This window comes from Colwellia sp. Bg11-28 (assembly GCF_002836245.1).
In the GTDB taxonomy this organism is placed as follows: domain Bacteria; phylum Pseudomonadota; class Gammaproteobacteria; order Enterobacterales; family Alteromonadaceae; genus Colwellia; species Colwellia psychrerythraea_A.
In genome coordinates this window covers 276,696-299,017 of sequence record NZ_PJBA01000004.1, presented here as the reverse complement: position 1 = coordinate 299,017, position 22,322 = coordinate 276,696, and the positions used below count along the sequence as shown (strand labels likewise).

Annotated in this window: 23 protein-coding genes; 2 read left to right on the top strand and 21 right to left on the bottom strand. The window is 37.6% G+C overall.

The window, feature by feature from the left end; all coding sequences use genetic code 11:
- Positions 1-65: 65 nt before the first annotated feature.
- On the top strand, positions 66-491 hold the full coding sequence (locus tag CXF79_RS05155) for a hypothetical protein (RefSeq protein WP_101154222.1): 426 nt from the start codon (positions 66-68) through the stop codon (positions 489-491).
- Positions 492-538: 47 nt separating this feature from the next.
- Positions 539-688 carry a DUF2986 domain-containing protein gene (locus CXF79_RS05150; protein ID WP_101154221.1) on the top strand — a complete coding sequence of 50 codons (150 nt, stop codon included), beginning with the start codon at positions 539-541 and terminating at the stop codon, positions 686-688.
- Positions 689-863: 175 nt separating this feature from the next.
- On the opposite strand, the gene CXF79_RS05145 is transcribed toward CXF79_RS05150, so the two are convergent.
- From CXF79_RS05145 to flhF, 21 genes are all read right to left on the bottom strand, one after another.
- Positions 864-3,977 carry an efflux RND transporter permease subunit gene (locus CXF79_RS05145; RefSeq protein WP_101154220.1) on the bottom strand — a complete coding sequence of 1,038 codons (3,114 nt, stop codon included), beginning with the start codon at positions 3,975-3,977 and terminating at the stop codon, positions 864-866.
- A gap of 14 nt (positions 3,978-3,991) precedes the next feature.
- Positions 3,992-5,242 (bottom strand): efflux RND transporter periplasmic adaptor subunit, encoded by a 1,251-nt coding sequence (locus CXF79_RS05140; RefSeq protein ID WP_101154219.1) that lies wholly within the window; start codon positions 5,240-5,242, stop codon positions 3,992-3,994.
- A 439-nt stretch (positions 5,243-5,681) separates the two neighbouring features.
- On the bottom strand, positions 5,682-6,038 hold the full coding sequence (gene hpf / locus CXF79_RS05135) for a ribosome hibernation-promoting factor, HPF/YfiA family (RefSeq protein WP_011042371.1): 357 nt from the start codon (positions 6,036-6,038) through the stop codon (positions 5,682-5,684).
- Positions 6,039-6,446: 408 nt separating this feature from the next.
- Positions 6,447-6,920, bottom strand: a complete 474-nt coding sequence (locus CXF79_RS05130; RefSeq protein WP_011042370.1) for a phosphatidylglycerophosphatase A family protein — start codon at positions 6,918-6,920, stop codon at positions 6,447-6,449.
- Between the two features lie 44 nt (positions 6,921-6,964).
- On the bottom strand, positions 6,965-7,927 hold the full coding sequence (thiL, locus tag CXF79_RS05125; protein ID WP_011042369.1) for a thiamine-phosphate kinase: 963 nt from the start codon (positions 7,925-7,927) through the stop codon (positions 6,965-6,967).
- Positions 7,928-7,965: 38 nt separating this feature from the next.
- Entirely contained in the window at positions 7,966-8,382 is a 417-nt protein-coding gene (nusB, locus tag CXF79_RS05120) for a transcription antitermination factor NusB (RefSeq protein WP_011042368.1), read from the bottom strand.
- Positions 8,383-8,427: 45 nt separating this feature from the next.
- A complete protein-coding gene (ribH, locus tag CXF79_RS05115) occupies positions 8,428-8,892 on the bottom strand; it encodes a 6,7-dimethyl-8-ribityllumazine synthase (protein ID WP_011042367.1) in 465 nt (154 codons plus the stop codon).
- Positions 8,893-8,976: 84 nt separating this feature from the next.
- The gene (locus tag CXF79_RS05110) at positions 8,977-9,777 is read right to left on the bottom strand and encodes an MlaA family lipoprotein (RefSeq protein WP_101154218.1); all 801 of its coding nucleotides are present in this window, start codon (positions 9,775-9,777) and stop codon (positions 8,977-8,979) included.
- 149 nt (positions 9,778-9,926) lie between these two features.
- Positions 9,927-10,397, bottom strand: coding sequence for a DUF2802 domain-containing protein (locus tag CXF79_RS05105; RefSeq protein WP_101154217.1), 471 nt, complete (start codon positions 10,395-10,397; stop codon positions 9,927-9,929).
- Between the two features lie 124 nt (positions 10,398-10,521).
- The gene (locus CXF79_RS05100) at positions 10,522-11,016 is read right to left on the bottom strand and encodes a chemotaxis protein CheW (RefSeq protein ID WP_011042364.1); all 495 of its coding nucleotides are present in this window, start codon (positions 11,014-11,016) and stop codon (positions 10,522-10,524) included.
- Between the two features lie 60 nt (positions 11,017-11,076).
- On the bottom strand, positions 11,077-11,826 hold the full coding sequence (locus CXF79_RS05095; RefSeq protein WP_041736762.1) for a chemotaxis protein CheW: 750 nt from the start codon (positions 11,824-11,826) through the stop codon (positions 11,077-11,079).
- A complete protein-coding gene (locus CXF79_RS05090) occupies positions 11,827-12,615 on the bottom strand; it encodes a ParA family protein (RefSeq protein WP_011042362.1) in 789 nt (262 codons plus the stop codon). It abuts the gene before it with no gap.
- Between the two features lie 90 nt (positions 12,616-12,705).
- Positions 12,706-13,695, bottom strand: coding sequence for a flagellar motor protein MotB (locus CXF79_RS05085; protein WP_011042361.1), 990 nt, complete (start codon positions 13,693-13,695; stop codon positions 12,706-12,708).
- Positions 13,692-14,438 carry a flagellar motor protein gene (locus CXF79_RS05080; protein WP_011042360.1) on the bottom strand — a complete coding sequence of 249 codons (747 nt, stop codon included), beginning with the start codon at positions 14,436-14,438 and terminating at the stop codon, positions 13,692-13,694. The genes CXF79_RS05085 and CXF79_RS05080 overlap by 4 nt, the downstream gene beginning before the upstream one ends.
- Positions 14,431-15,570 (bottom strand): protein-glutamate methylesterase/protein-glutamine glutaminase, encoded by a 1,140-nt coding sequence (locus tag CXF79_RS05075; RefSeq protein ID WP_101154216.1) that lies wholly within the window; start codon positions 15,568-15,570, stop codon positions 14,431-14,433. Before CXF79_RS05075 ends, CXF79_RS05080 begins: the two co-directional genes overlap by 8 nt.
- Positions 15,571-15,653: 83 nt before the next feature.
- Entirely contained in the window at positions 15,654-17,798 is a 2,145-nt protein-coding gene (locus CXF79_RS05070; RefSeq protein ID WP_101154215.1) for a chemotaxis protein CheA, read from the bottom strand.
- 13 nt (positions 17,799-17,811) lie between these two features.
- Entirely contained in the window at positions 17,812-18,555 is a 744-nt protein-coding gene (locus CXF79_RS05065; RefSeq protein ID WP_101154214.1) for a protein phosphatase CheZ, read from the bottom strand.
- 74 nt (positions 18,556-18,629) lie between these two features.
- Positions 18,630-19,013 (bottom strand): chemotaxis response regulator CheY, encoded by a 384-nt coding sequence (gene cheY / locus CXF79_RS05060; RefSeq protein ID WP_011042356.1) that lies wholly within the window; start codon positions 19,011-19,013, stop codon positions 18,630-18,632.
- A gap of 107 nt (positions 19,014-19,120) precedes the next feature.
- Positions 19,121-19,840 carry an RNA polymerase sigma factor FliA gene (locus tag CXF79_RS05055; RefSeq protein WP_011042355.1) on the bottom strand — a complete coding sequence of 240 codons (720 nt, stop codon included), beginning with the start codon at positions 19,838-19,840 and terminating at the stop codon, positions 19,121-19,123.
- Between the two features lie 39 nt (positions 19,841-19,879).
- A complete protein-coding gene (locus tag CXF79_RS05050; RefSeq protein WP_011042354.1) occupies positions 19,880-20,722 on the bottom strand; it encodes a MinD/ParA family ATP-binding protein in 843 nt (280 codons plus the stop codon).
- A 46-nt stretch (positions 20,723-20,768) separates the two neighbouring features.
- Entirely contained in the window at positions 20,769-22,310 is a 1,542-nt protein-coding gene (flhF, locus tag CXF79_RS05045; protein WP_101154213.1) for a flagellar biosynthesis protein FlhF, read from the bottom strand.
- Positions 22,311-22,322: the final 12 nt, after the last annotated feature.

The following is a 22,322-nucleotide window of genomic DNA, read 5'->3' as shown; positions in this document are numbered from 1 at the left end:
TTCATGAGATAGATAATGCGCGCATAATAACAGTAATTTTTGTACAACCCCAGTATATTCAACCTATGACAACAGTTTCAAAACAGTTATTAGTAGAGCAATGGCAAACTTTACACAACAATCATGAGAATTATGAAAGTTATGCGTTAATAATCAAGCTTGTTGCAACGGCTATCACCCTGTTTGCTTTTACTTTTTCTGTAGCAACTTTTGTTACATTCCTAATATTGGCAACCCTGTGGTTACAAGAAGGTATATGGAAAACCTTTCAGCAGAGAACAGCAAATGCGATAATAGCAATAGAAAACAAATTAGACATTCATAATGATGAACAATCAAACGAATCGATGAAGCCTTATTTAGTGTATAAGCAATGGCAGGAAAATCGCCCAAATACACAGGTGCTCATTGTAGAGTATGTCAGTAATTCGTCGAAACCAACGGTAATGTACCCCTACTTACCATTGATGCTTATAGTCCTTATATTTTAGTGACTAGCAGCCAAAATAATTTTTAGTTTAGATATCGAGATAAGAACATGAACAGAAAAAAGAAAATGAACAATATTTTGAAAAAGAAAGTAAAAAAAACCAACTCAAAGTTACATACTAGCAACAAACCAAAATATATATCGAAAGCCGAAAGAGCTAAACTTGCAGAAGAAGATAGCAGCCAAGAACAAGAGTAGCTGCTAATCAAGAGAGTCGATGACATCACTATTTAGTTTTAATTACCTGTTATAAGCAATAGTTATTCATATCAGATGATAACGTAGCATAGTGATATAAATATGTTATGAGACAACAAATAAAAAAGGGCACATATTATGTGCCCTTTTTGTTGCGCGATTATTCGATGAACCCCTAGGTCACATCTGGTTTACCTTTAATTTTTTCTCGCATACGTTGAATCAATAGGTAGAAGTAAGGTACAAGTAAAGTACCAAATAGTGTGGCTGCAATCATACCAGCCAATACCGTGATACCTAAAGAAACTCGGCTTCCAGCTCCTGCACCCGTTGCAAAAACTAGTGGTAGAACACCTAATATAAACGAGAAGGCTGTCATCAATACCGCACGAAAACGCATTTTAGCCGCATTAAGTGCCGCATTCATTATCGTTTCACCAGCCGCTCTTTGTTCCATGGCAAATTCAACAATCAAAATGGCAGTTTTAGTCGAAAGACCTATTAATAAGACCAAACCAACTTGTGCATAAATATTATTAGCCATGCCTACTGTATAAAGCGCCAACATAGCACCAAACAAGGCTAAAGGTACTGCGGCAATAACTGAGAACGGAATAGTCCAGCTTTCATACTGTGCCACTAAAAATAGGTAAACAAAGATGATAGCAAGACCAAATAATATGGGTGCTAGATTACCCGCTTCTAATTCTTGTTTCGACTGCCCTGACCACTCATAAATATACCCTTGAGGTAATGTACTAGCTAATTCTTCCATCACATCAATAGATTGCCCTGAGGAATATCCTGGAGAAGCATTACCTGTGATGCTAGCACTACGGTATAAGTTAAAGTGACTAATCGTTGTAGGCCCTAAGATAGGCTTAACACTTGCTAGAGTAGTTAGCGGTACCATCTCGTCGTCTTTATTTCGAACGAAGTAATATCGAAGATCTGAAGGTTCAGCTCTATACTGACTTTCTGCCTGAATTGTCACACGGTAAGTACGACCAAACTGACTAAAGTCATTAATATATAAAGAGCCTAACTGTGCTTGTAAAGTCGCAAAAATATCAGACAAAGCGACACCTTGTGCTTTCGCTTTGTTGCGATCTACTTCTAAAAAGTACTGCGGTACATTGGCGCGATAAGTACTAAACACACGTGATAATTCAGGTCGCTGATTGGCTTCATAAATAAGGCCATTCATTACTTGTGCTAATTCGGCAGGATCTCGCCCTTCACTGTCTTGTAATTTAAAATCAAAACCTGAGCTATTACCTAAACCGGGAATAGGTGGCGGATTAAATACCATAATTTGAGCATCTGGCATAGTCCATAATTGCCCCATCAGACGAGGAATTATCTGCTTCAATCCAAGTTCTGGTGTAGTACGTTCTTCCCAATCTTTAAGAAGGATTATGGCAAGACCATTATTCGAACCGGCACCACCAAGTAATGAGAAGCCTGATACGGTGATGATATCCTCAACAGCAGCATCATTTAAAATAGTGGGTGTTATTTTATCTAATACGGCTTGAGTCCGATTACTTGACGCGGCATCTGGTAACTGAATATCCACAAAAAGATAACCTTGATCTTCCGCAGGTAAAAATGCCGTTGGAACGGCAGTAGTTAACCAACCTGCACCAATGAAAATTAAACCGACAAAAAGTCCAACTCTGGTAAGTCGCTTGAGCATAAAGCCAACAGTCTTAGTATAACCTCCTGTTGCCTTAGTGATAAGGCGCTCAAAAGGTAGTAACCAAGTGATTGGTTTCATTTTTTCTGGGCTTAAAAGCACAGTACATAACGCAGGGCTCAATGTTAGTGCATTTAATGAAGAAATCAGTACCGCGAAAGAAATAGTCACAGAGAATTGCTTGTATAACTCCCCCGTTATACCTGGCATAAAGGCAACAGGCACAAATACAGCCAGTAAAACCAAGGTGGTCGCAATGATAGGACCAGAAACTTGGTCCATTGCTTTAGTTACCGCTTCTTTAATGGGAAGTTGTTCTTCTTTTAATATGCGTTCAACATTTTCAATAACGATAATGGCATCATCAACAACGATACCAATGGCGAGCACTAAACCAAATAACGTAACCGTGTTAATTGAATATCCCATCAAAACCATAAAAGCAAAAGTACCAATAAGAGATACTGGAATTGCAAGGGTGGGAATAATAGTCGCGCGCCAATTTTGTAGGAATAAAAAGACAACTAAGATAACTAAGACGATTGCTTGAAATAAAGTAACCACAACCTCTTCAATTGAGCGATCAATAAATTTAGTGGTATCGTAAGGAATAACATATTTTAGACCGTCTGGAAAACGTTGAGAGAGTTCTGCCATTTCAGCTTTGACTAAAGAAGCAACCTCTGTGGCGTTAGCATCAGGTAATTGATAAATAACAAGGAAAGCTGTTTCTTTACCATTTAGTCTTGCTTGTGTTGAATAATCTTCTGCTCCAAGTTCTAAACGAGCAATGTCATTTAAACGAATAAAATTACCATTGCGCTGAGCTCGTATTATCGTTTGACCAAATTCCTCAGGTGTTTGTAAACGACCCTTTGCTTGGATAGAATACTCAAACTGCTGATTTGGTAACGTGGGGCTAGCACCTAACTTACCTGCAGCTACAATCATATTTTGCTCTTGAAGTGCTTGTTGCACTTCAGTAACGGTAATACTGAGTGATGACATACGTTCTGGGTTTAGCCATGCGCGCATGCTATAAGTCATTTCACCCATCACTTCTGCAGAAGCAACACCCTTAATGCGTCCTAACGGCTCAGTTAGATAATTAGTCGCATAGTTACTTAAGAAAAGCTGATTGATACCTTCTTGTTCAGAAAATAGATTAATACCTAATAACATCGAACTGGATTTTTTCTTAACATCAACCCCTTGGCGTGTTACCTCTGAGGGTAATGAACTCGTTGCCAGTGCGACTCTGTTTTGCACATTAACCTGCGCAATATCGCCATCGGTACCCACTTTAAAAAATACCGTGATTACAGCACTACCATTATTGGAAGCTGAAGATTCAATATACATCATATCTTCAACACCATTGATTTGTTCTTCAATAGGCCTAATGACTGATTCTTCTACAATTTGCGCACTTGCTCCGGGATAGACAGCTGAGATTTGAACCTGGGGCGGTGTTATTTCCGGGTACATGTTTACGGGAAGTACACTCATGGCAATTAAACCAGCAAGTGTAATAACGATAGATATTACAAACGCAAATTTAGGCCGATTGATAAAAGTTTTACTGATCATAAAATCGTCCTTGATTACTTATCAGTTGTAGCACTAGGGCTAATGGTTGGTTCAGTCACTTTTGAAGAGTCCACTGATTTATCATCAATATCTGATATTGTACCGACGAGTGGATCAACATGCTTTTCAACGCCTCTAACTTCAACTCCAGAACGAACTTTTTGTAATCCTTCAACGATGACTTTTTCACCAATAGAGACACCCTTTTCTGCAACCCACATGGCATTAATTCTTCTACCTAGCACTACGTGACGTTGTTTTACTGTATTATTTTCATCGACAATTAAAACAAACTTTCCTTGTTGCCCTTCTTGTACTGCCGCTTGTGGAATTAACGCCATTTCTTCTTTACTTTTACTTTCAAGAATCAAGGTAACAAACAAGCCTGGAATAATTATGTTATGAGGATTCGGGAAAACAGTTCTCAGCTCGACTGTTCCCATGCCTTCGGAAATTTTAGTATCAGCAAAATCTAACTTTCCATGCTCTGGATATTCTGAATTGTTAGGTAAGCGCAAAGAGATATCAAATTCACCTCCTTCGTCACTATTCGACCCCTGATGCTCTTGTTGATATGAGACGTAGGTGCTTTCTTCCACTTGAAAACTAACAAAAATAGGATCACTAATAATGAGAGTAGCCAAAGTATTACTCGTAGGGCTAACAATATTTCCCACGTTGTAATTCACTTTACCAATAAGGCCACTAAAAGGGGCTGTGATTGTGGTGTAGCTTAAATCAAGTTCAGCTTGTTCAAGTGCAGCTTGTGCAGACTTAACAGCCGATTTTGCTTGTGACTCTTCTGTTGTTAATCGGTCAAAGTCTGATTGTGAAATGTAACCATCATTAATAAGATCATTTGCTCGCTTTAAATTACGTTTGGCATTTTCTTCACCAGACTCTTTCGAACTTAAATCAGCTTTTGCAGATGATAAGGCCGCTTCATAGGCAGCTGGATCTATTCTTAATAACACTTGACCCTTTTCAACAAAACTCCCCTCACGAAAACGACGTTCAAGTAATTCGCCTTCAACTCGAGCTCGTAAATTAGCTTCTTTAGACGCTTCTGTACGTGCGACAAATTCACGATAACCGCCAATAGATTGGGATTGGATTGAGTAGACAGAAACTGCAGGTGCTGGAGGTTTAACCTTAACTTCTTCCTTACTACAAGCCGTAAGTGTTAGGGATAAAAGTCCAAAAACTACAAACTTACTCGTTGTTAGGTTAGATCGGGTAGTGTTTTTAAAAAAGCGCTTGAGCATCAAATTATTCCTTTTAAGGTTAATGCTTTATTATGAATTATGTTGATTATTACACAGGCTGTATTCAATACAGTAATTATTTGTACTAATACCAATAGTATTAATTTATTGGTCAGCTTAGAGTTACATTAGCGAGCTTAAAACAAGCAAAATAATTTAAACATAGTTAGTTCTATATTTAATTTATTTTGTGATGTTATTAGCATGCTAATGAGCTCCCGAAGGGCTAGTTTAAAAGGTTTACAAGCGGCGTTATTGATTTTGACAAGGGAGTAACCATTCTCTTCAATCAATGCCTTACCTGTAAGCCTTTTAATTCTCGCTAAGTTATCAATAAATTATTACCATTGGTATAACTAGAGAATAGTATAAATTATTGACAAAAAAAAAGCTGCGAACAAAGTTCAGCAGCTTTTTTATGATGTACACTTTTTTAGCTTTAAGCTAAGTTCATTTCTTGAACTTTTTCATGAGCAATTTCAGGTGTAGTAGGATCTGGTTTGGTATGTAAGTTGGCTTTTAGTTGACCCTTTCTATGTTTAAGCGCCGCATCTAGTTTTTTTGCTGCACTAGCAATAGCGGGATACATAACTTCATCAGTACCTGTGGCGGAAATACGGCCACCCTCATAAGTTGTAGTTAACTCAACTTGATGTTTATGGTGTTCTTTAGAAATAATTACGTCTAAGGCAATTAGTGTTGGAAAGTGGTTTGCTATTTTAGAGAATTTTTCTTCGATATGCTCTTTGATTGAATCGTTAACTTCTACGTGATGACCAGAAAGATTTATTTTCATAGGTATTCCTTTTTTACTATTACTTAAAGACTAATTTACCTAAATGACATTTTATCAAAATAACAATGTGTCACTTAATAATAGACCTGAGGGCAAGTTTTGCTAAAACAAGTCAGTATGTAAAATATTTATAAAATACTAACACCAACCGATTTCGGAGCATCACAAATCACCTAGCATTAAAAATAGCGCAAAAGCAGCTAAAATACTATTGATCTAAAATAAAGAAATGAAGAAAATGACAACTATTGTTAGATCGGGGGGCTAGATATTTTTCAGGTTGAAATTTATTTAATGCAAATTGATTTAAATGAACACAAAGGATAGTGCTTGTTTTAAATATCAACAAGCCTAACCTTTTGATTTTTTATATAAGAACAGAACGATTACCAAGGAATAGTTAACTCGTTAGAAAATAATATGCATAATGCCTAGTGCAAATAATCCAGCCAACACGTCGTCAAACATAATACCAAAGCCGCCAGTTAGTTTTTTATCTGCAACAGATATCGGCCAGGGTTTAGCTATATCAAAAATTCGAAATAAGATAAAGCCGACTAGAACACTCTGCCAACTTACCGGTATCATAAACATAGTTATAAAAAAACCAGCAAATTCATCCCAGACAATTGCACCATGGTCATGAACGCCAACATCGCTTGCCGCTTTACCACAAATATAAATACCTGCGATACAAACAATGAATACAAGTGAACCATAGAGTAATGGTGATAAGCCGCTCATTAATAAAAATAATGGCACCGCCGCAAGTGTACCAAAAGTACCGGGTGCTTTTGGGGCTAGGCCACTACCAAAACCTAATGCTAAAAATTGAACTGGATTAGCGAGGTTAAAGTTAACTTTTGTATTTTTACCCGACATATAATAATTGCTTAATGATTAATGATTAATATATTACAAAGAAGCTATTCGGAAAAATGCTCAAAACCTGCAGTATTAATCGGAACTGGCTTATTATTCAATGTGGTCGAAATAGTCTGCGATGCGTTTAATTGACCAATGCATGTCACAGGTGTACCAGCATGAGACATTGCCGTTTCCATACCCACTTTGTTATCTTCGTTCACTGTAAATAATAGTTCATAATCATCACCGCCTGATAAAGCCAAGGTAATGGCATCATCCGTAAGTAAACTATCTCGCATAATATTAGACAGGGGTAAAGCATCAAGAACAATATTCGCGCCAACATTAGAGGCTTGACATATGTGACCCAAATCGGCAATTAGTCCATCAGAAAGATCAATGGCCGAAGAAGCATATTCTCGAAGTGTTTGCCCCGCTAATACACGCGGTTTGGGATAATCGAGCTTATTTTTTATAATATCGATAAACTGTGGTTCAATATCTACTTTACCGGTTATTTGCTGTAAAGCTAACGCGGCGTCACCGAGTTCACCAGTGACATAAAGCCAATCACCCGATTTAGCACCAGAACGAGATAAATAACTACCTTCAGGGGTAAGACCTTGGGCAGTAATAGTTATACTTAACGGACCTTGTGTGGTATCCCCACCAATGAGCTCCACGTTATAAAACTCACATAATTCAAAGACACCTTCACAAAACTCAATTAACCAAGCTTCATCTATGTTAGGTAACGTTATTGCTAAAGATAACCAACTTGGCTTAGCTCCCATCGCAGCAATATCAGATAAATTAACTGCAACGGCTTTATGACCTATAGCTCGTGGGCTAGTATCAAATGGAAAGTGTACTCCAGCAACTAATGTATCTGTTGTTACCACTATATTTTGATTCTCAATAGGTGATAAAACAGCACAATCGTCCCCAATACCAAGCACAACATCTTTCCGTTTAACTGCTTGTTTAGTGAAGAAATGCTTTATTAACTCGAACTCTTTCATGCTAAGCCTTTAGTTACTAATAGTGTAATACTAGTAACTTATTCTTGAGGGCGAATTAATTTAACGGTTTTATCTAAAACACCGTTAACAAACTTATGACTATCATCCGCTGCAAATGATTTAGCTAACTCTATAGCTTCATTAATCACTACGCGATAAGGTACATCGGTACAGTCTTTTAATTCAAATACTGCCACGCGTAAGATAGCCTTTTCCACTTGGTCAATATCATCAAGGGGACGGTCTACATAAGGAATGATAGCCTCATCTATTGAACCAATATTGGTGGTTACGCCACGCAATAATAATTGAAAATATTCAATATCAAAACGACGTTTACTGTTGTCTGCGATAAAGTTAACTTCAATATCATTTACAGGATTTTTACTAACTTGCCATGAATATACTGCTTGTACAGCTAGTTCACGGGCTTTTCTTCTAGGAGAAGGTTTCACAATATATTTCCACTTTTCTTAAGTTTAGGAATAAAGTTCAGAAAATTAAATTTGAGCTAATACATTAACCATTTCTAATGCACCAAGAGCAGCTTCAGCACCCTTATTGCCAGCTTTAGTACCTGCACGTTCAATGGCTTGTTCAATAGAGTCTGTTGTAATCACACCAAATGAAACTGGAATCTCAGATTCTAAACAAACTTGTGCTAAACCTTTATTAGATTCACCCGCAACAAAATCAAAGTGCGGAGTGCCACCACGAATAACAGCACCGATGGCAATAATTGCATCCGCCTCGCCTTTTTTAGCAATTTTTTTAGCTGCTAGAGGTAACTCATATGCACCAGGTACTCGAACGATAGTAATATCTTCGTCATTAACATTACCATGACGTTTAAGGGCATCAACAGCGCCGTCTAATAAACTATCAACTATAAAGTGATTAAAACGCGATACAACGATAGCAAATTTCTTGCCTTTTGCTTCAAACGAACCTTCAATAATATTCATTTAATAATTCCAATAGGGTGTGTATAAAAAATTGCCGCAATTCTAACAAATAGTTATCGGCATAGGTACTCGTTTATTCTAAAATTAGTCTATATCATCAAATTCATCGAGAAATGCGTCTATTTCAGCTTCTTCAGCTTCATTAATTATGATCGGTGGATTACCATCATAGAGTTTAAAATTCATATTTTGAAAGTATGCATTTTTAATAAACTCATAAGGGTCCTCAGACTCGACTATTAATTGTTCTTGGTCTCGTACTGCCGATCTTTTCTCTAATGCTAATATCCCTAGACGAACAATGTTAGGCCAAAAATCAATGACAGCTAACGGCCAATAAAGACGATCCACATAATCACCTACCTCCTCACGAACAGAGCTTGGGCCTAAACCAGGAACAACTAAATATGGTCCATCGCCAATGCCATAACTTCCGAGGACCTCACCAAACTCTTCTTGTTCACCAGACCAATCAAAATCACTAGCTGGATCATAAAAGCCAAATAAACCAATAGTTGAGTTCAGCACAAACCTACCGGTACTTTTCGCCGCGTCAGTGAACTTTAATTGGAGCACATTATTAATAATGCTCGCAGGTTCATTTAAATTGAGTGCCATATTGTACAAACCAGTACGTAAAAATGGTGGCGTATAAGTGGTGTATACATCTGAAGCAGGTTTAGCTATATATTTGTCAACGTAATCCCAAGTAAACGTCCAAAATGGCCTATTTATAATTTCAAAGGGATCTCTTGGATCGCTGACATCAGCAGATTCAGTTACCTCACCTTGAGATTGCTGCTCTGGCGTGGTTGAACATCCAGAAAGAATGAGAATCGAAACTAATATAAGAAGTCGAAAATATAGCGTTATAGCTGAGCTCACAGGGCTTAAGTCCTTGCCGTTACATAGAGGTGTAATAAAAACGATGGCACTTTAACATATAATGCACAGTTGAGTGAATAACGTTTGAGTACAGATTTACAATATTTATTACATTAGGTATGACAATAGGTATTGGTGGGGACAATTATTTACTTGGAGCGAGCACGTTGCATGTAAACTGAAAGTAGCATTTCAACTTCTGCTCGTGGTAGTTCGCATTCACTCATAATCTCTTCAATATCAGCTCCCTTTGCCGCTAATTTAAAAGCACGATTATAAAACTTATCCTGTCCTTGGCTTTCTTGCCATTGTGTTATTAGCTGTTGTTGCTCGATAGCTTGGTGCTGTAAACTTCTAATCCGATGTTCTAACTGTTTTGAGACTTGCTCATTTTCAGCAATACGTTTTTCATTATTGCCTGCCATTTCATCAAATTCATGCTGCAACTTACTATTTACTATTTGTAATTCATCCACCTGTAAACAAGTACTTTGCATTTGTACATTAAGTATTTCAATTTTACTCTTAAGTTTATTTATATAAACAAATAAAAATATACTAGTGAGCAACACGAGAAATAAGGCTAGCACAGCAATAATTGGTACGGCTAATAATGACATTAAGAACGTTTGCCTTGAATAAAATTAAACGAAATATTGCATATCTGCATAATTACAAAATAAAAAGTCTGCAAATACAGACTTTCTTCTGTCAAATAATCATAGACATGAAGTAAGGAAATAATTAGAACTGTTTAAGCTCATCCCACTCATCATCAGAAAGTAATTTATCTAAGTCGACTAATATAAGTAACTCGCCATCACGATTAGACACTCCTTGAATAAATTGAGCGCTTTCTTCATTGCCAACATTTGGTGCTACATCAATTTCTGATGATTTCAAATAAACAACCTCAGCAACACTATCGACTAGAATACCTATGACTTGTTTTTCTGACTCTATCACTACAACACGGGTATTATCAGTAATATCACATGGTTCAAGACCAAACCGAGATCGGGTATCTATAACGGTGACCACATTGCCGCGTAGATTAATAATACCAAGTACGTAAAGAGGAGCACCGGGAACTGGAGCTATTTCACTATAGCGTAAGACCTCTTGTACTTGCATTACATTAATGCCGTATGTTTCATTTTCTAACTTAAAGGTAACCCACTGTAATACCTCATCATTAGCTTCTACTTTATCACTTGCACTTCGTCTTTCATTTGACATATTACTCGCCTCTCAAATATCTTACTTTAATTCGACTATAAATTAGATAGGGACCATTTACTATTCTTGATAGATATCACTGCCTTTATCAAGCAATTCAATCAAAGCACTTACATCAAGTAAGGCACACATTTTTTCTTTGACTAAGCCCGCTAACCATGGGCGTTTATCGCTAGAATCTAGCCATTTAACTTCATCTTGAGACAATACGACTGTATCAACTAAATGTTCAGCCATCAGTCCCCAAGAGCTATCATTAAGCATGATAATATATTGATAATTTAGTGAGTCTTTTAATGCTTGATCACATTTTTCTGGCATAACCCATAATGCGGTATCTACAACATTAATTTTTTCATCACGATACAGCATCACTCCTTTAAACCAGTCAGGTTTCCCCATTAAACTAGTTGTTTTGTCAACTTTATGAATTCCACCTAATTCGATTAAGGGAACTGCAATGGTTAAACCTGCTACTTTAAAAAACATTGCTTGAAAGTCACCTTGTCGATAACTTTTCGGTGGTGAACTATGCTTTTCTGCACTGTTTTTATCTGTCTCAATCGGTAACAAATCAGTCTTTGAAACAGAACTAACATTTACTTCTTTTTTGACCGTATTTTCTTTCGGTTCATTTACTGTTTTTAATAAGTTTTCTAAAGACTGATTTTCTTTATGCGCTAATGGTCTACTGATTGCTTGTTCAGCAATACTTGGTTGCGATAAGCTTTCAACAACCTCAGGCTCAGTTAGTAGTTCAGATAAATAATTTTTCATTACCTTTTTACTAGCCATTAATGATTTACTCATTTAGCGTTCAACCTCTTTGTGCTGCATGCACTGCTTGACCAAATAATTTAATAAACTTTTATAAGCTAACGTGCCTCTAGAGTTGGCAGCATAATCTGATGGCACTTTTTGCTCAGAGCTCGCATTCCTAAAATTAGTATCCACTGGAATCACTCCAGGCCATATCTTATAAGTATAAACTTCCTGTAACTTTTTAAAGGCCACAATTGAGGCTTTTGTTCTTTTATCAAACATAGTTGGCACTATTGTATATTTAAAGGGAGCATCTTGCTCTCCTTGCATAATTTCCATAGTTCTAATCATGCGGTCTAAACCTTTTAGAGCTAAAAATTCAGTTTGAACCGGAATAATAATTCGGTCGGCGGCGGCCAAGGCATTTACCATAAGCACACCAAGTACAGGTGGACAATCCATCAATACATAATCATAACTATCTGCTACTTTTTGTACTACTTTTTTTAGTACCAAGCCCATACCACCCTTGTTACCTAATGAGCGATCTAAAGTAGCTAAGCCCATAGTAGCGGGTAAAATGTCGATATTAGGGTATTGACTTGGGCATAAGGTCTGTAGAATTTGCTCCCTTGATGATACCTGGGTAAATAACTCATAGACACTCAGGTCTAAATCTTCTGACTCAATACCAAAATAATAACTTAATGATGCATGGGGATCAGTATCAATCAATAAGACTCGATGTCCTTGCTCAGCTAAAATACCAGCAAGTGCTATCGTTGTAGTAGTTTTACCAACTCCACCTTTTTGATTTGCAACTGTCCAAACTACCAAGAGCACTACTCACTTATTTTAAATTAACTTCTATGAATCACTTTTGCGATCATTTGCTCTTTATCAATATTTTGTAATCAACGAGAAAGGTTATTCAGGGTTATTATCAATGTCTACATCATTTTCATTTCGAGTTGTGATACGAATACCACCATTTTTTAACCTAATAACCTTGATATCATTTGATCCGTCTAGATCTATTTCATTGGAATCTTGCGCTATCTTTACCTTTTCAATATCTGGTAAAGCAATTGTTGGCGGTTGCAGTAAGTTGGCCTTTTCTAAGCCATACTTTGAAATAGCAACAACTACTTTCCTGTTTTTTGCCCTGCCTTCAGAGGTTAAATTATCTGCACTAGGATAATATTGTCCATATCCTTCAATAGCCATACGAGCGGGATTTAGTCCTAATTTTTCTAAAACTCTCAAAATGGCGGTAGCTCGAAAAACAGACAACTCCCAATTTGAAGAATATATTTCATTATTAATGACTTGATTATCAGTATACCCTCTTACCCGAATGAAATTACTTGCTTGACCAATCACATCATAAATCACTGTCAAAATAGCTTCAGCGGAGAGAGTGGCTGATGATGAACCACTGGGGAAGAGTAAACCACTATTTAATTCAATTTCTAACCAATCACCATCAATTTGTAATTGTGCGAAACCGGATTCAACAAGTTCATATAAAGCCGTATGAAGTTCTTTCTCTAAAGAACTTAAATTACTGCCTACCTTTGCATCAGAGATGTTTGACAAGTTTTTTTCGTTATCGAGTAACTCAGGCCCAGCAATATCTAAGATACCATTGCCATATAATTTGATATTCGTTTTACTGGTATTAACCATTAAAACGCCATCACCATGACCTCTATTTTTAGTTTCTTCTTCCGAAGCTTGGAACACTCGACCAAAGGACTCTGTGATACTTTCAAAAGGCTTTTCGTTTACCATTGCCATTGCGTATAACACCACGAAAAGGGCAAACATCAAGGTCATATAGTCGGCATAAGAGACCAACCAACGGTGAATATTATCATGTTCTACCGCGGCTCTTCTTTTACGCACACGCTTCATTGCTCTAACCTGAAGGCTGATAATTTATTTTCTATTGCATGAGGATTTTCTCCATGAGCAATAGATACTAATCCTTCACAAATCATTTCACGATACATGGTTTGTTCGTGAACTATAGCTCGAATTTTATTCGCTATAGGCAAATAAAATAAATTTGCAAAACCAACACCATATATTGTGGCAATAAAAGCGGTCGCAATTCCCTGCCCTAATAGTGCTGGCTCAGTTAAATTGCTCATTGCATGAATTAAACCAAGCACTGCACCAAGGATGCCGATAGTTGGGCTATAGCCCCCCATTGCTTCGTAAACATTAGCCGAACGTAAATTGTGTTCGCGATAAATATCTAAATCTAATTCTAAAGCAACTCGAAAGTTTTCAAGTTCGATGCCATCAACCAATAAATTTAAACCTTTTTGAGTATAGCTATCCTCAATTTCCAGCGCAGTATCTTCTAGTGCGAGATAGCCCTTCTCTCTTGCTTTTGTTGCCCATATTACTATTTCGCTAATCCCTTGCTCAATATCATATTTTGGAGGGTAAAAAACCCATTTAAGCAGTGATATTGCATGGGTAAATTGCACCATGGAAGATTGCAACATGACCGCACCTAAGGTGCCTCCAAATACAATGATGAATGCAGGAAGTTCAAATAAAGCGGATAAATGACCACCATCTAAGCTAAAGCCTATATAAACAGCTAGAATAGCAATGGTGAGTCCCGCAATACTCAACTTATCCACGACTGATCTCCTTTACCATCGATGCAGCCATAGAGTCCAAAGAGAGAGATAATTCAGATATTCCTGCTTTGTCGATAGCCTGAGGCATACCATAAACTACACAGGATTGCTCGTCCTGAGACCAAATAGTTGCCCCTTTAGCTTTTAACATTCTGGCTCCTTCTTTACCATCAGAGCCCATTCCAGTTAAAATCACTCCTAAAACTTTGCCAGCAAATGTTTTTGCGGCTGAGCCAAAACTAATATCAACACTAGGTTTAAAGGTTATTTTGGGAGAGTCATCATCTAAAATTTTAATCTTTGCTGAATTTTCACTACCGGTAATAAGCATTTGTCGCCCACCTGGGGCTAAGTAAGCACAACCGGGTTTTAAAACATCCCCATCAGCGGCTTCTTTAATCGATATTTTACACAAAGAATTCAAGCGACTAGCAAATGCTGCTGTAAATGCTGCTGGCATATGCTGAACGATTATGATTGGTAAAGGAAAATTCTCTTCAAGTTGAACTAATATCTTTTGTAGGGCTACTGGACCACCTGTTGATGTACCAATTGCCAATAATTTATATTCTTTACCCGAGCTTCGAGTAATAGCAGCCATAACTTTTTTATCTTTAGTTACTAAAGAAGAAGTTGATGCTAATGGCCTATGTTGATCTGCAATTAATCTTGAAGACTTTGGACTAATATTTACTGCCGCTGGCCGAGTACGTGTGCGTTGTTTTGAAAATTCAGATTTTCTCGCTATTTCTACGACTCGTTGGCGTAATAGGCTACCAGCTTCATCACTATTTTTAGCTATCTCACTAAATTTTTTCGGTAAAAAATCCAATGCCCCGGCATCAAGTGCTTCTAAGGTTGCTTTCGCTCCTTGGTGGGTTAGGGATGAAAACATTAATATTGATGTTGGAGATTGAGCCATAATTTTTCTTACGGCTTCAATGCCATTAAGAATTGGCATTTCGATATCCATCGTAATAACATCTGGTTTAAGCAATAAAGCTTTATCTACTGCTTCTTGACCGTTAACGGCCACATCAATAACGTTTAATTTTGGATCTTTATTAAGGATGTCAGTAACTCTGCGTCTAAAAAAACTAGAATCATCAACAACAAGTACCTTGTAGGCCATTTAATCTCTCTGCTTATGCTATTTATATTTACACTAAATATTCACACTATTGCAATATACTTAAGTGATTTACTTGTGATTCACTAATTTCGCAATCTTTTATTAATCGGTGACTTTTTCGCATAAAATTTAAGCATGTTAGCTATATCTAAAATAAGTGCAATACCACCATCACTTGTGATCGTAGCACCTGCCATCCCTGGTGTTCCATGCAATAACCTATCAAGTGGTTTAATAACAACTTCTTCTTGACCAATTAAGCTATCAACTACAAAACCTACTTGCTGATTACCAAGCTGTACTATAACTACGTGACCTTTATCACGAGACGTTTTAACAAAGTCGCGCACTAACCATTGATCTAGATAAAACAGTGGAATCGCTTTCTCACGAACGATAATGGTTAATTGTCCATCAACACTATTTGTATTTGATAAATCTAGATGAAAAATTTCATTGACTGAAGCGAGGGGTAAAGCAAAGGTTTGTTTACCGACAACAACCATCAATGTAGGCAGTATAGCTAAAGTTAATGGCACTTTGATTTCGAGTATAGTACCAACACCCAATTCTGAGTCAATATTGACAGTACCGTTAAGCTGCGTAATTTTGGTTTTGACAACATCCATACCAACACCACGACCAGAAACTTCTGAAATTTCAGTTTTGGTCGAAAATCCTGGGGCAAAAATAAGACTATAGGCTTCTTTATTCGACATTCTAGCTGCAGATTCTTCATCAAGTACACCGCGGTCAATCGCAATATTTTTCAACTTTTCTGCATCCATTCCTGCACCATCATCTTTTATGGTTAACAGTATATGGTCACCTTCTTGCGAGGCTGAAAGAAGTACCGTACCTTCTCTAGGTTTACCCATGGCTTCTCGAGTATCTGGCGCTTCAATACCATGATCTACTGAGTTTCTAACTAAATGCACCAAAGGATCAGCAAGAGCTTCCACTAAGTTTTTATCTAAATCGGTCTCTTCACCTTCCAAAATCAATGAAATATCTTTGTTCAAGCTACGCGCTAAATCACGTACAACACGCGGGAAGCGACCAAAAACTTTTTTAATTGGCTGCATGCGTGTTTGCATTACAGCGCCTTGCAAGTCAGTCGTTACCGCATCTAAATTGGTTACGGCTTTATTTAGATTTTCGTCGTCAGAAACCAGACCTAAACTTGTTAATCTATTTCTTACTAAAACAAGCTCACCGACCATATTCATAATTTGATCAAGTCGTTTAGTATCCACACGAACCGTTGTTTCACCTTGAGGTGCTGGTGTAGCCGCTGCTTTTTTCGCAATAACTTTTGCTGGTTCTTCTTGTGATTTTTTCTGAGCAGGTTTCTTCTGAGCAACTTTTTTAGGAACCGCTGCCTTTGCTTTTACTTCTTTTTCAGGGGAAGGAGTTGGAATACTAACAGGCTTGTTAGTTACCGAACTTTCAACAGCTTTAGGCGCATTACCTTTACCGTGTAATTCATCTAGTAACTTTTCAAATTCAAGGTCATCAATATCATCACTAGAAGTACTTAGAGCGCTGTTAGTGGAAGCTGCAGCGTCAACTGAAAAAGCACCTTGTCCATGTAATTCATCTAATAGTGATTCAAATTCATCGTCTGAAATCTCATCACTTGCCCCATCAGTACTCGGTGTAGGTGCCGAATAAGGAGCAGGTTCACTAAGATTTGGCGATGCCGAAACACTGCCAGAACCATGTAGTTCGTCTAATAATTTTTCAAATTCATCTTCACTCATTTCATCACTTGAGCTTGATTCTTCATTTGTCGGAGTTGCTTGCTCAATGACTTCAGTCACAGCTGGCGTACTTACATCAGGGTGACTTAGTCGGGCAAGTTCAGCGAGTAGAGTGGCATCTGCAGGAACAAGTGGTTCCTTATTTTGTACCATCACAAACATGTCATTGACAGTATCTAAGGCAGATAAAATGGTGTCCATAAGCTCTGCATTAACAGAGCGTTTTCCGGTACGCAATAAGTCAAATATATTTTCTGCGCCATGACAGACATCGACTAAGTCGCCAAGGCTTAAAAAACCTGCGCCACCTTTAACAGTATGAAAACCACGGAAAATTGAATTCAGTAATTCAGCATTATCTACATCGTTTTCAAGTTCAACTAGTTCTTCTGAGAGCGATTCTAAGATTTCACCCGCTTCAACTAAAAAGTCCTGTAAAATTTCTTCATCTGCTTCAAAAGACATGCAGTAATTCCCCTTAAAATCCTAAACTTGATAAAAGATCATCAACATCATCTTGATCTTCTACTACATCATCTCTGTTCGCTGCATTTACAATTGGTCCCTCAACAAGGTTTTCACCTACTTTAGGATTACTTGGTCCTTGCGTTTTTTCTGCAGACAGGCCAAAAGCTGTCAGCATATTAATTAAACTTTCTTCAACTTCTCTAACTAACTCAATAACTTTTCGAATAACTTGACCTGTTAAGTCTTGAAAGTCTTGTGCCATTAATACATCTGTCATTAAGCTATGAATATGTTGAGTTTCTTTACCGGTATTTTTTAATAAAGTATCGATATCAATGCATAGCGATTTAAACTCTTTCAAGTCCAACTCGTTATTCATCAACTTTGTCCATGAAGGATTGACAGTTGCCACTTGCTCAGCAATGGTATCAACTACGGGAAATATCGCCTCAACGGCATCCATAGTTTTATTTGCGGCTTCTTCTGTTCTCGTAATAACAAAATTCAACCGCTCTTTCGCATCAGGAATATCTGTAGTAGCAAGATCATTTAACCTAGAATCGACTTGAAAATTGGTCAAAGAGTCGTGAAGCTGGCGAGTTAATTTACCAATTTCTGCAAAAAGTTCGGAATTGATTGGATTTTGAATCTCAGCAATAATCGCATCCGCTGCGTCTTGCTCACCAGACTCCAAAAAAGCAACCAAAGATCTTGCTTGCTCTAATGAAATCCGCCCTGTCATAGCTATACTCATGCAAAGTCCTTAATGGAATATTTGTCAACACCTTAATTTAGCTAACAAATTTACTGTTAGCTAAAGCCTTCACATTAAGCTAAGCGTTCAAAAATTTTATCTAGCTTAGTTTTTAATGTTGCGGCTGTAAATGGTTTAACAATATAGCCATTAACACCTGCTTGAGCAGCCATAATGATTTGCTCTTTTTTAGCTTCTGCAGTGATAAGTAGAACGGGGATATGTGAGAGATTAGCATCTGCTCTTATCGCTTTAAGTAAATCGATACCTTGCATACCAGGCATATTCCAATCTGTCACAACAAAATCAAAATCACCACCTTGAAGCATGGGTAACGCAGTATTGCCATCATCAGCTTCTTGAATGTTGGTGAAACCTAAATCACGTAACAAATTTTTAACTATACGTCTCATGGTTGAAAAATCATCAACTACAAGTACTTTCATATTTTTATCCAAGACACTCTCCGGCGAAACATTCAAAATTAATTATTTTTTCTAACATTTTCATTTTACCTAATTAGGTATTTTTTATACTCATTATCACTAGCTTATTCACAGTCTAATTAACTTTGCCAAGATTGCATACGTGCTTTTAAACGATGCATCGCTTGACTATGAATTTGACTTACCCGTGATTCACTCACATCGAGCACTTGCCCGATCTCTCGTAAATTCAATTCTTCATCATAATATAAAGACAGTACTAGAGCTTCTCGTTCCGGTAAAGACTTAATGCATTGAGTTAAGCCTTTTTTAAAAGCTATTCGCTCAATACTTTGATATGGATCATCTCCGATATAGTCATCACTTGGCTTAATAGCATCTTCATTAACACCAAGATCATCAATGCCAAGTATTTTTCCTGTACTTACTTCACTCAATATCTGATGGTAATCTTTCAGTGAAATATCTAATTTTTCAGCAACTTCAACATCAGAAACATCTCGGCCTAATTGTGCTTCAAGTTGCTTTATCGCTTCACTGATCATTCGGCTATTTTTATGAACAGATCGTGGCGTCCAATCACCTCGGCGTATTTCATCAAGCATAGCGCCACGGATTCTGATACCAGCAAATGTTTCAAAGCTTGCGCCTTTAGTGTTATCAAAATTATTTGCCGCTTCAAATAAACCAATCATTCCTGACTGTATCAAGTCATCAACTTGAACACTTGCTGGCAATCTTGCTAAAAGATGATAAGCAATGCGCTTGACTAAAACAGTTTGTTGTTCAAGAAGAGCTGCTTTATCAATTTGATTATTATAGCTATTCACTTTTACCACGTAATGTTACTCTCACTGAAGTAATGCTAAGTTAGTCAGTTAATTAGCCAGTAACTGTTCAATAAAAAATTCTAAGTGCCCTGATGCTTGTTTAGGTATTGGCCATTGGCTAACCTTTTTTGCTAAATCTATATAAGCTAACGAAGCTGGAGATTGCGGATATGCTTCTACTATAACTTGTTGTTTACGAACTGATTTTCTCATATTTTCATCGTATGGGATCACAGCGACTAATTCTATTGCGACATCAAGAAATCTATCGGTTACTTTAGTTAGCTTTGCAAAAAGCTGCTGTCCTTCTTTCGGACTACGCACCATATTGGCAACAACTTTAAATTTAAATACACCATGATCACGGCTCAGTAACTTCATCAGAGCATAACAGTCTGTAATTGAAGTAGGTTCATCACAAACCACCAACATGACATCTTGCGCGGCACGAGTGAAGCTCAAGACCATATCAGAAATGCCAGCAGCCGTATCAACAATCAATACATCAAACTGTGTTTTCATTTCACTGAAAGCTCGAATGAGACCAGCATGTTCAGATGGCGTTAAATCCACCATTGATTGTGAACCAGAAGTTGCAGGAATAATCTTTATGCCAGCAGGACCTTCAATAATAATATCATCAAGTTCACACTCTCCTGACAATACATGAGATAGATTACGCTTAACCCTTAACCCTAACATTACATCGACATTTGCAAGACCTAAATCGGCATCGAGAACTAAAACCCGTTTGCCGAGTTGTCCTAGCGCAATAGCTGTATTCAGCGAGGTATTGGTTTTACCAACACCACCTTTTCCGCCTGACACGGCTACTACTTTAACTTGTTGTAAACCTTGCATCTTTCTTAAGCCGCTCGCTTGATCTATCATTTAATTATTACTTCTAATTATATATATTTAGCTATTAGCCAGAGTCTTATAACGTTGCAGCGGGTGCTACAGGCATCGGCCGTAAAACAGTGACATTATTATTTACTGACTTAGTCGCCATCTTATCTGCAAGGGTAACTAATTTCTCAGCATTTGCAACTTTAATATCTTCCGGAACTCTTTGTCCATCAGTAAGATAACCTATTGGTAAACCATTTTGAATCGAAGTTGTAATTATTTCACCAATACTGATACTTTCGTCAAGTTTAGTATAAATACAACCCGATAATGGTACTTTTTTAAAACGATCTACATTTTCTTGCATGACACCTTGCTGAGTATTAGCCGCTAAGACTAAATAATTTCTAATCCTTACACGAGCATTAGATACTAATGCGGTCAATTGTTCAGCTAAGCGCATGTCTCGTTGTCCCATACCTGCAGTATCGATTAGGATTAATTTCTTCTTCGAATACTGCTGTAATAATATATCTAACGCTTGACTGTCTTTAGCCAGACTCACCTGACAACCAATAATCTTTCCATAGGTTGCTAATTGCTCAAAGCCGGCAATACGGAAAGTATCTGTAGAAATAAGCGCAACTTGATCGCTGCCATGTACTTGGGAAAAGCCTGCTGCAAGTTTGGCAATAGTAGTGGTTTTTCCTACACCGGTAGGGCCGACTAAAGCAACGACTCCGCCACGATTGATTATATCATTCTGTGTAGTATTAATTTGTTGAGAGATAAGTTGTGTTGCTTGTAACCAAGCTTCTTTCTCATGTGATTGCTCAGGAACATATCCTGCAATCTGATCAGCTATTTGTTCATTTAATCCTAAAGCGAGTAATCGATTTACTAATACCGCCCGTTGAGGATCTTTTTGTGCCATATCTTGCCACATTAAACCTGATACTTGATGCTCTAACAATGAACGAATAGAAGCCATTTCTTGCTGCATTTTAGCAAAGTCTTGTGAGGATACTTGAGCATCATCATTCATACCTATAGCAAGTGGGCTTGAAGATGACATATTATTAGATATATTGGCAGTAATATGATCTCTATTATATAGTTCAGCTTCAGTGTTAGCTGTCTGTTGTTGCACTTCACTAGGCATAGCATCAGAAGTTGAATGACTTAGGCGGTCGGTAAAATTCTTTAACTGCTGCTCAATGCTAGCATCGCCTAAGTTAGTAGGCTCTTGTTGTGAAGCTAATTGTTGAGGGGCTGGCTGTTGCACTTGACGATTAAGTAAAGCTGACAAACTATCCGCAGGTGCTTGCGCAACTCTATTTTCATTAAGATTTGAGGGTGTAGTGTTTACCGGTGTTTGTTGTCCAAGCTTTACTACGTCGTTGCTAATCTCTCTACCACTCGGTGTATTTTCCTGTACTTCAGTTTTATGAGGTTTATTCTCTGAAAACTGAGCAGGAGGTACCGCTTGGTTGTAATCAACTGCAGCCATCAATTCCACCCCTTCAGGGATTTTTTTATTGGACATGATAACCGCATCAACGCCAAGTTCTTCTTTTATCTGCGCTAATGCTGTGCGCATATCTTTGGCAACAAAACGTCTGATTTTCATACCCAACCTCTT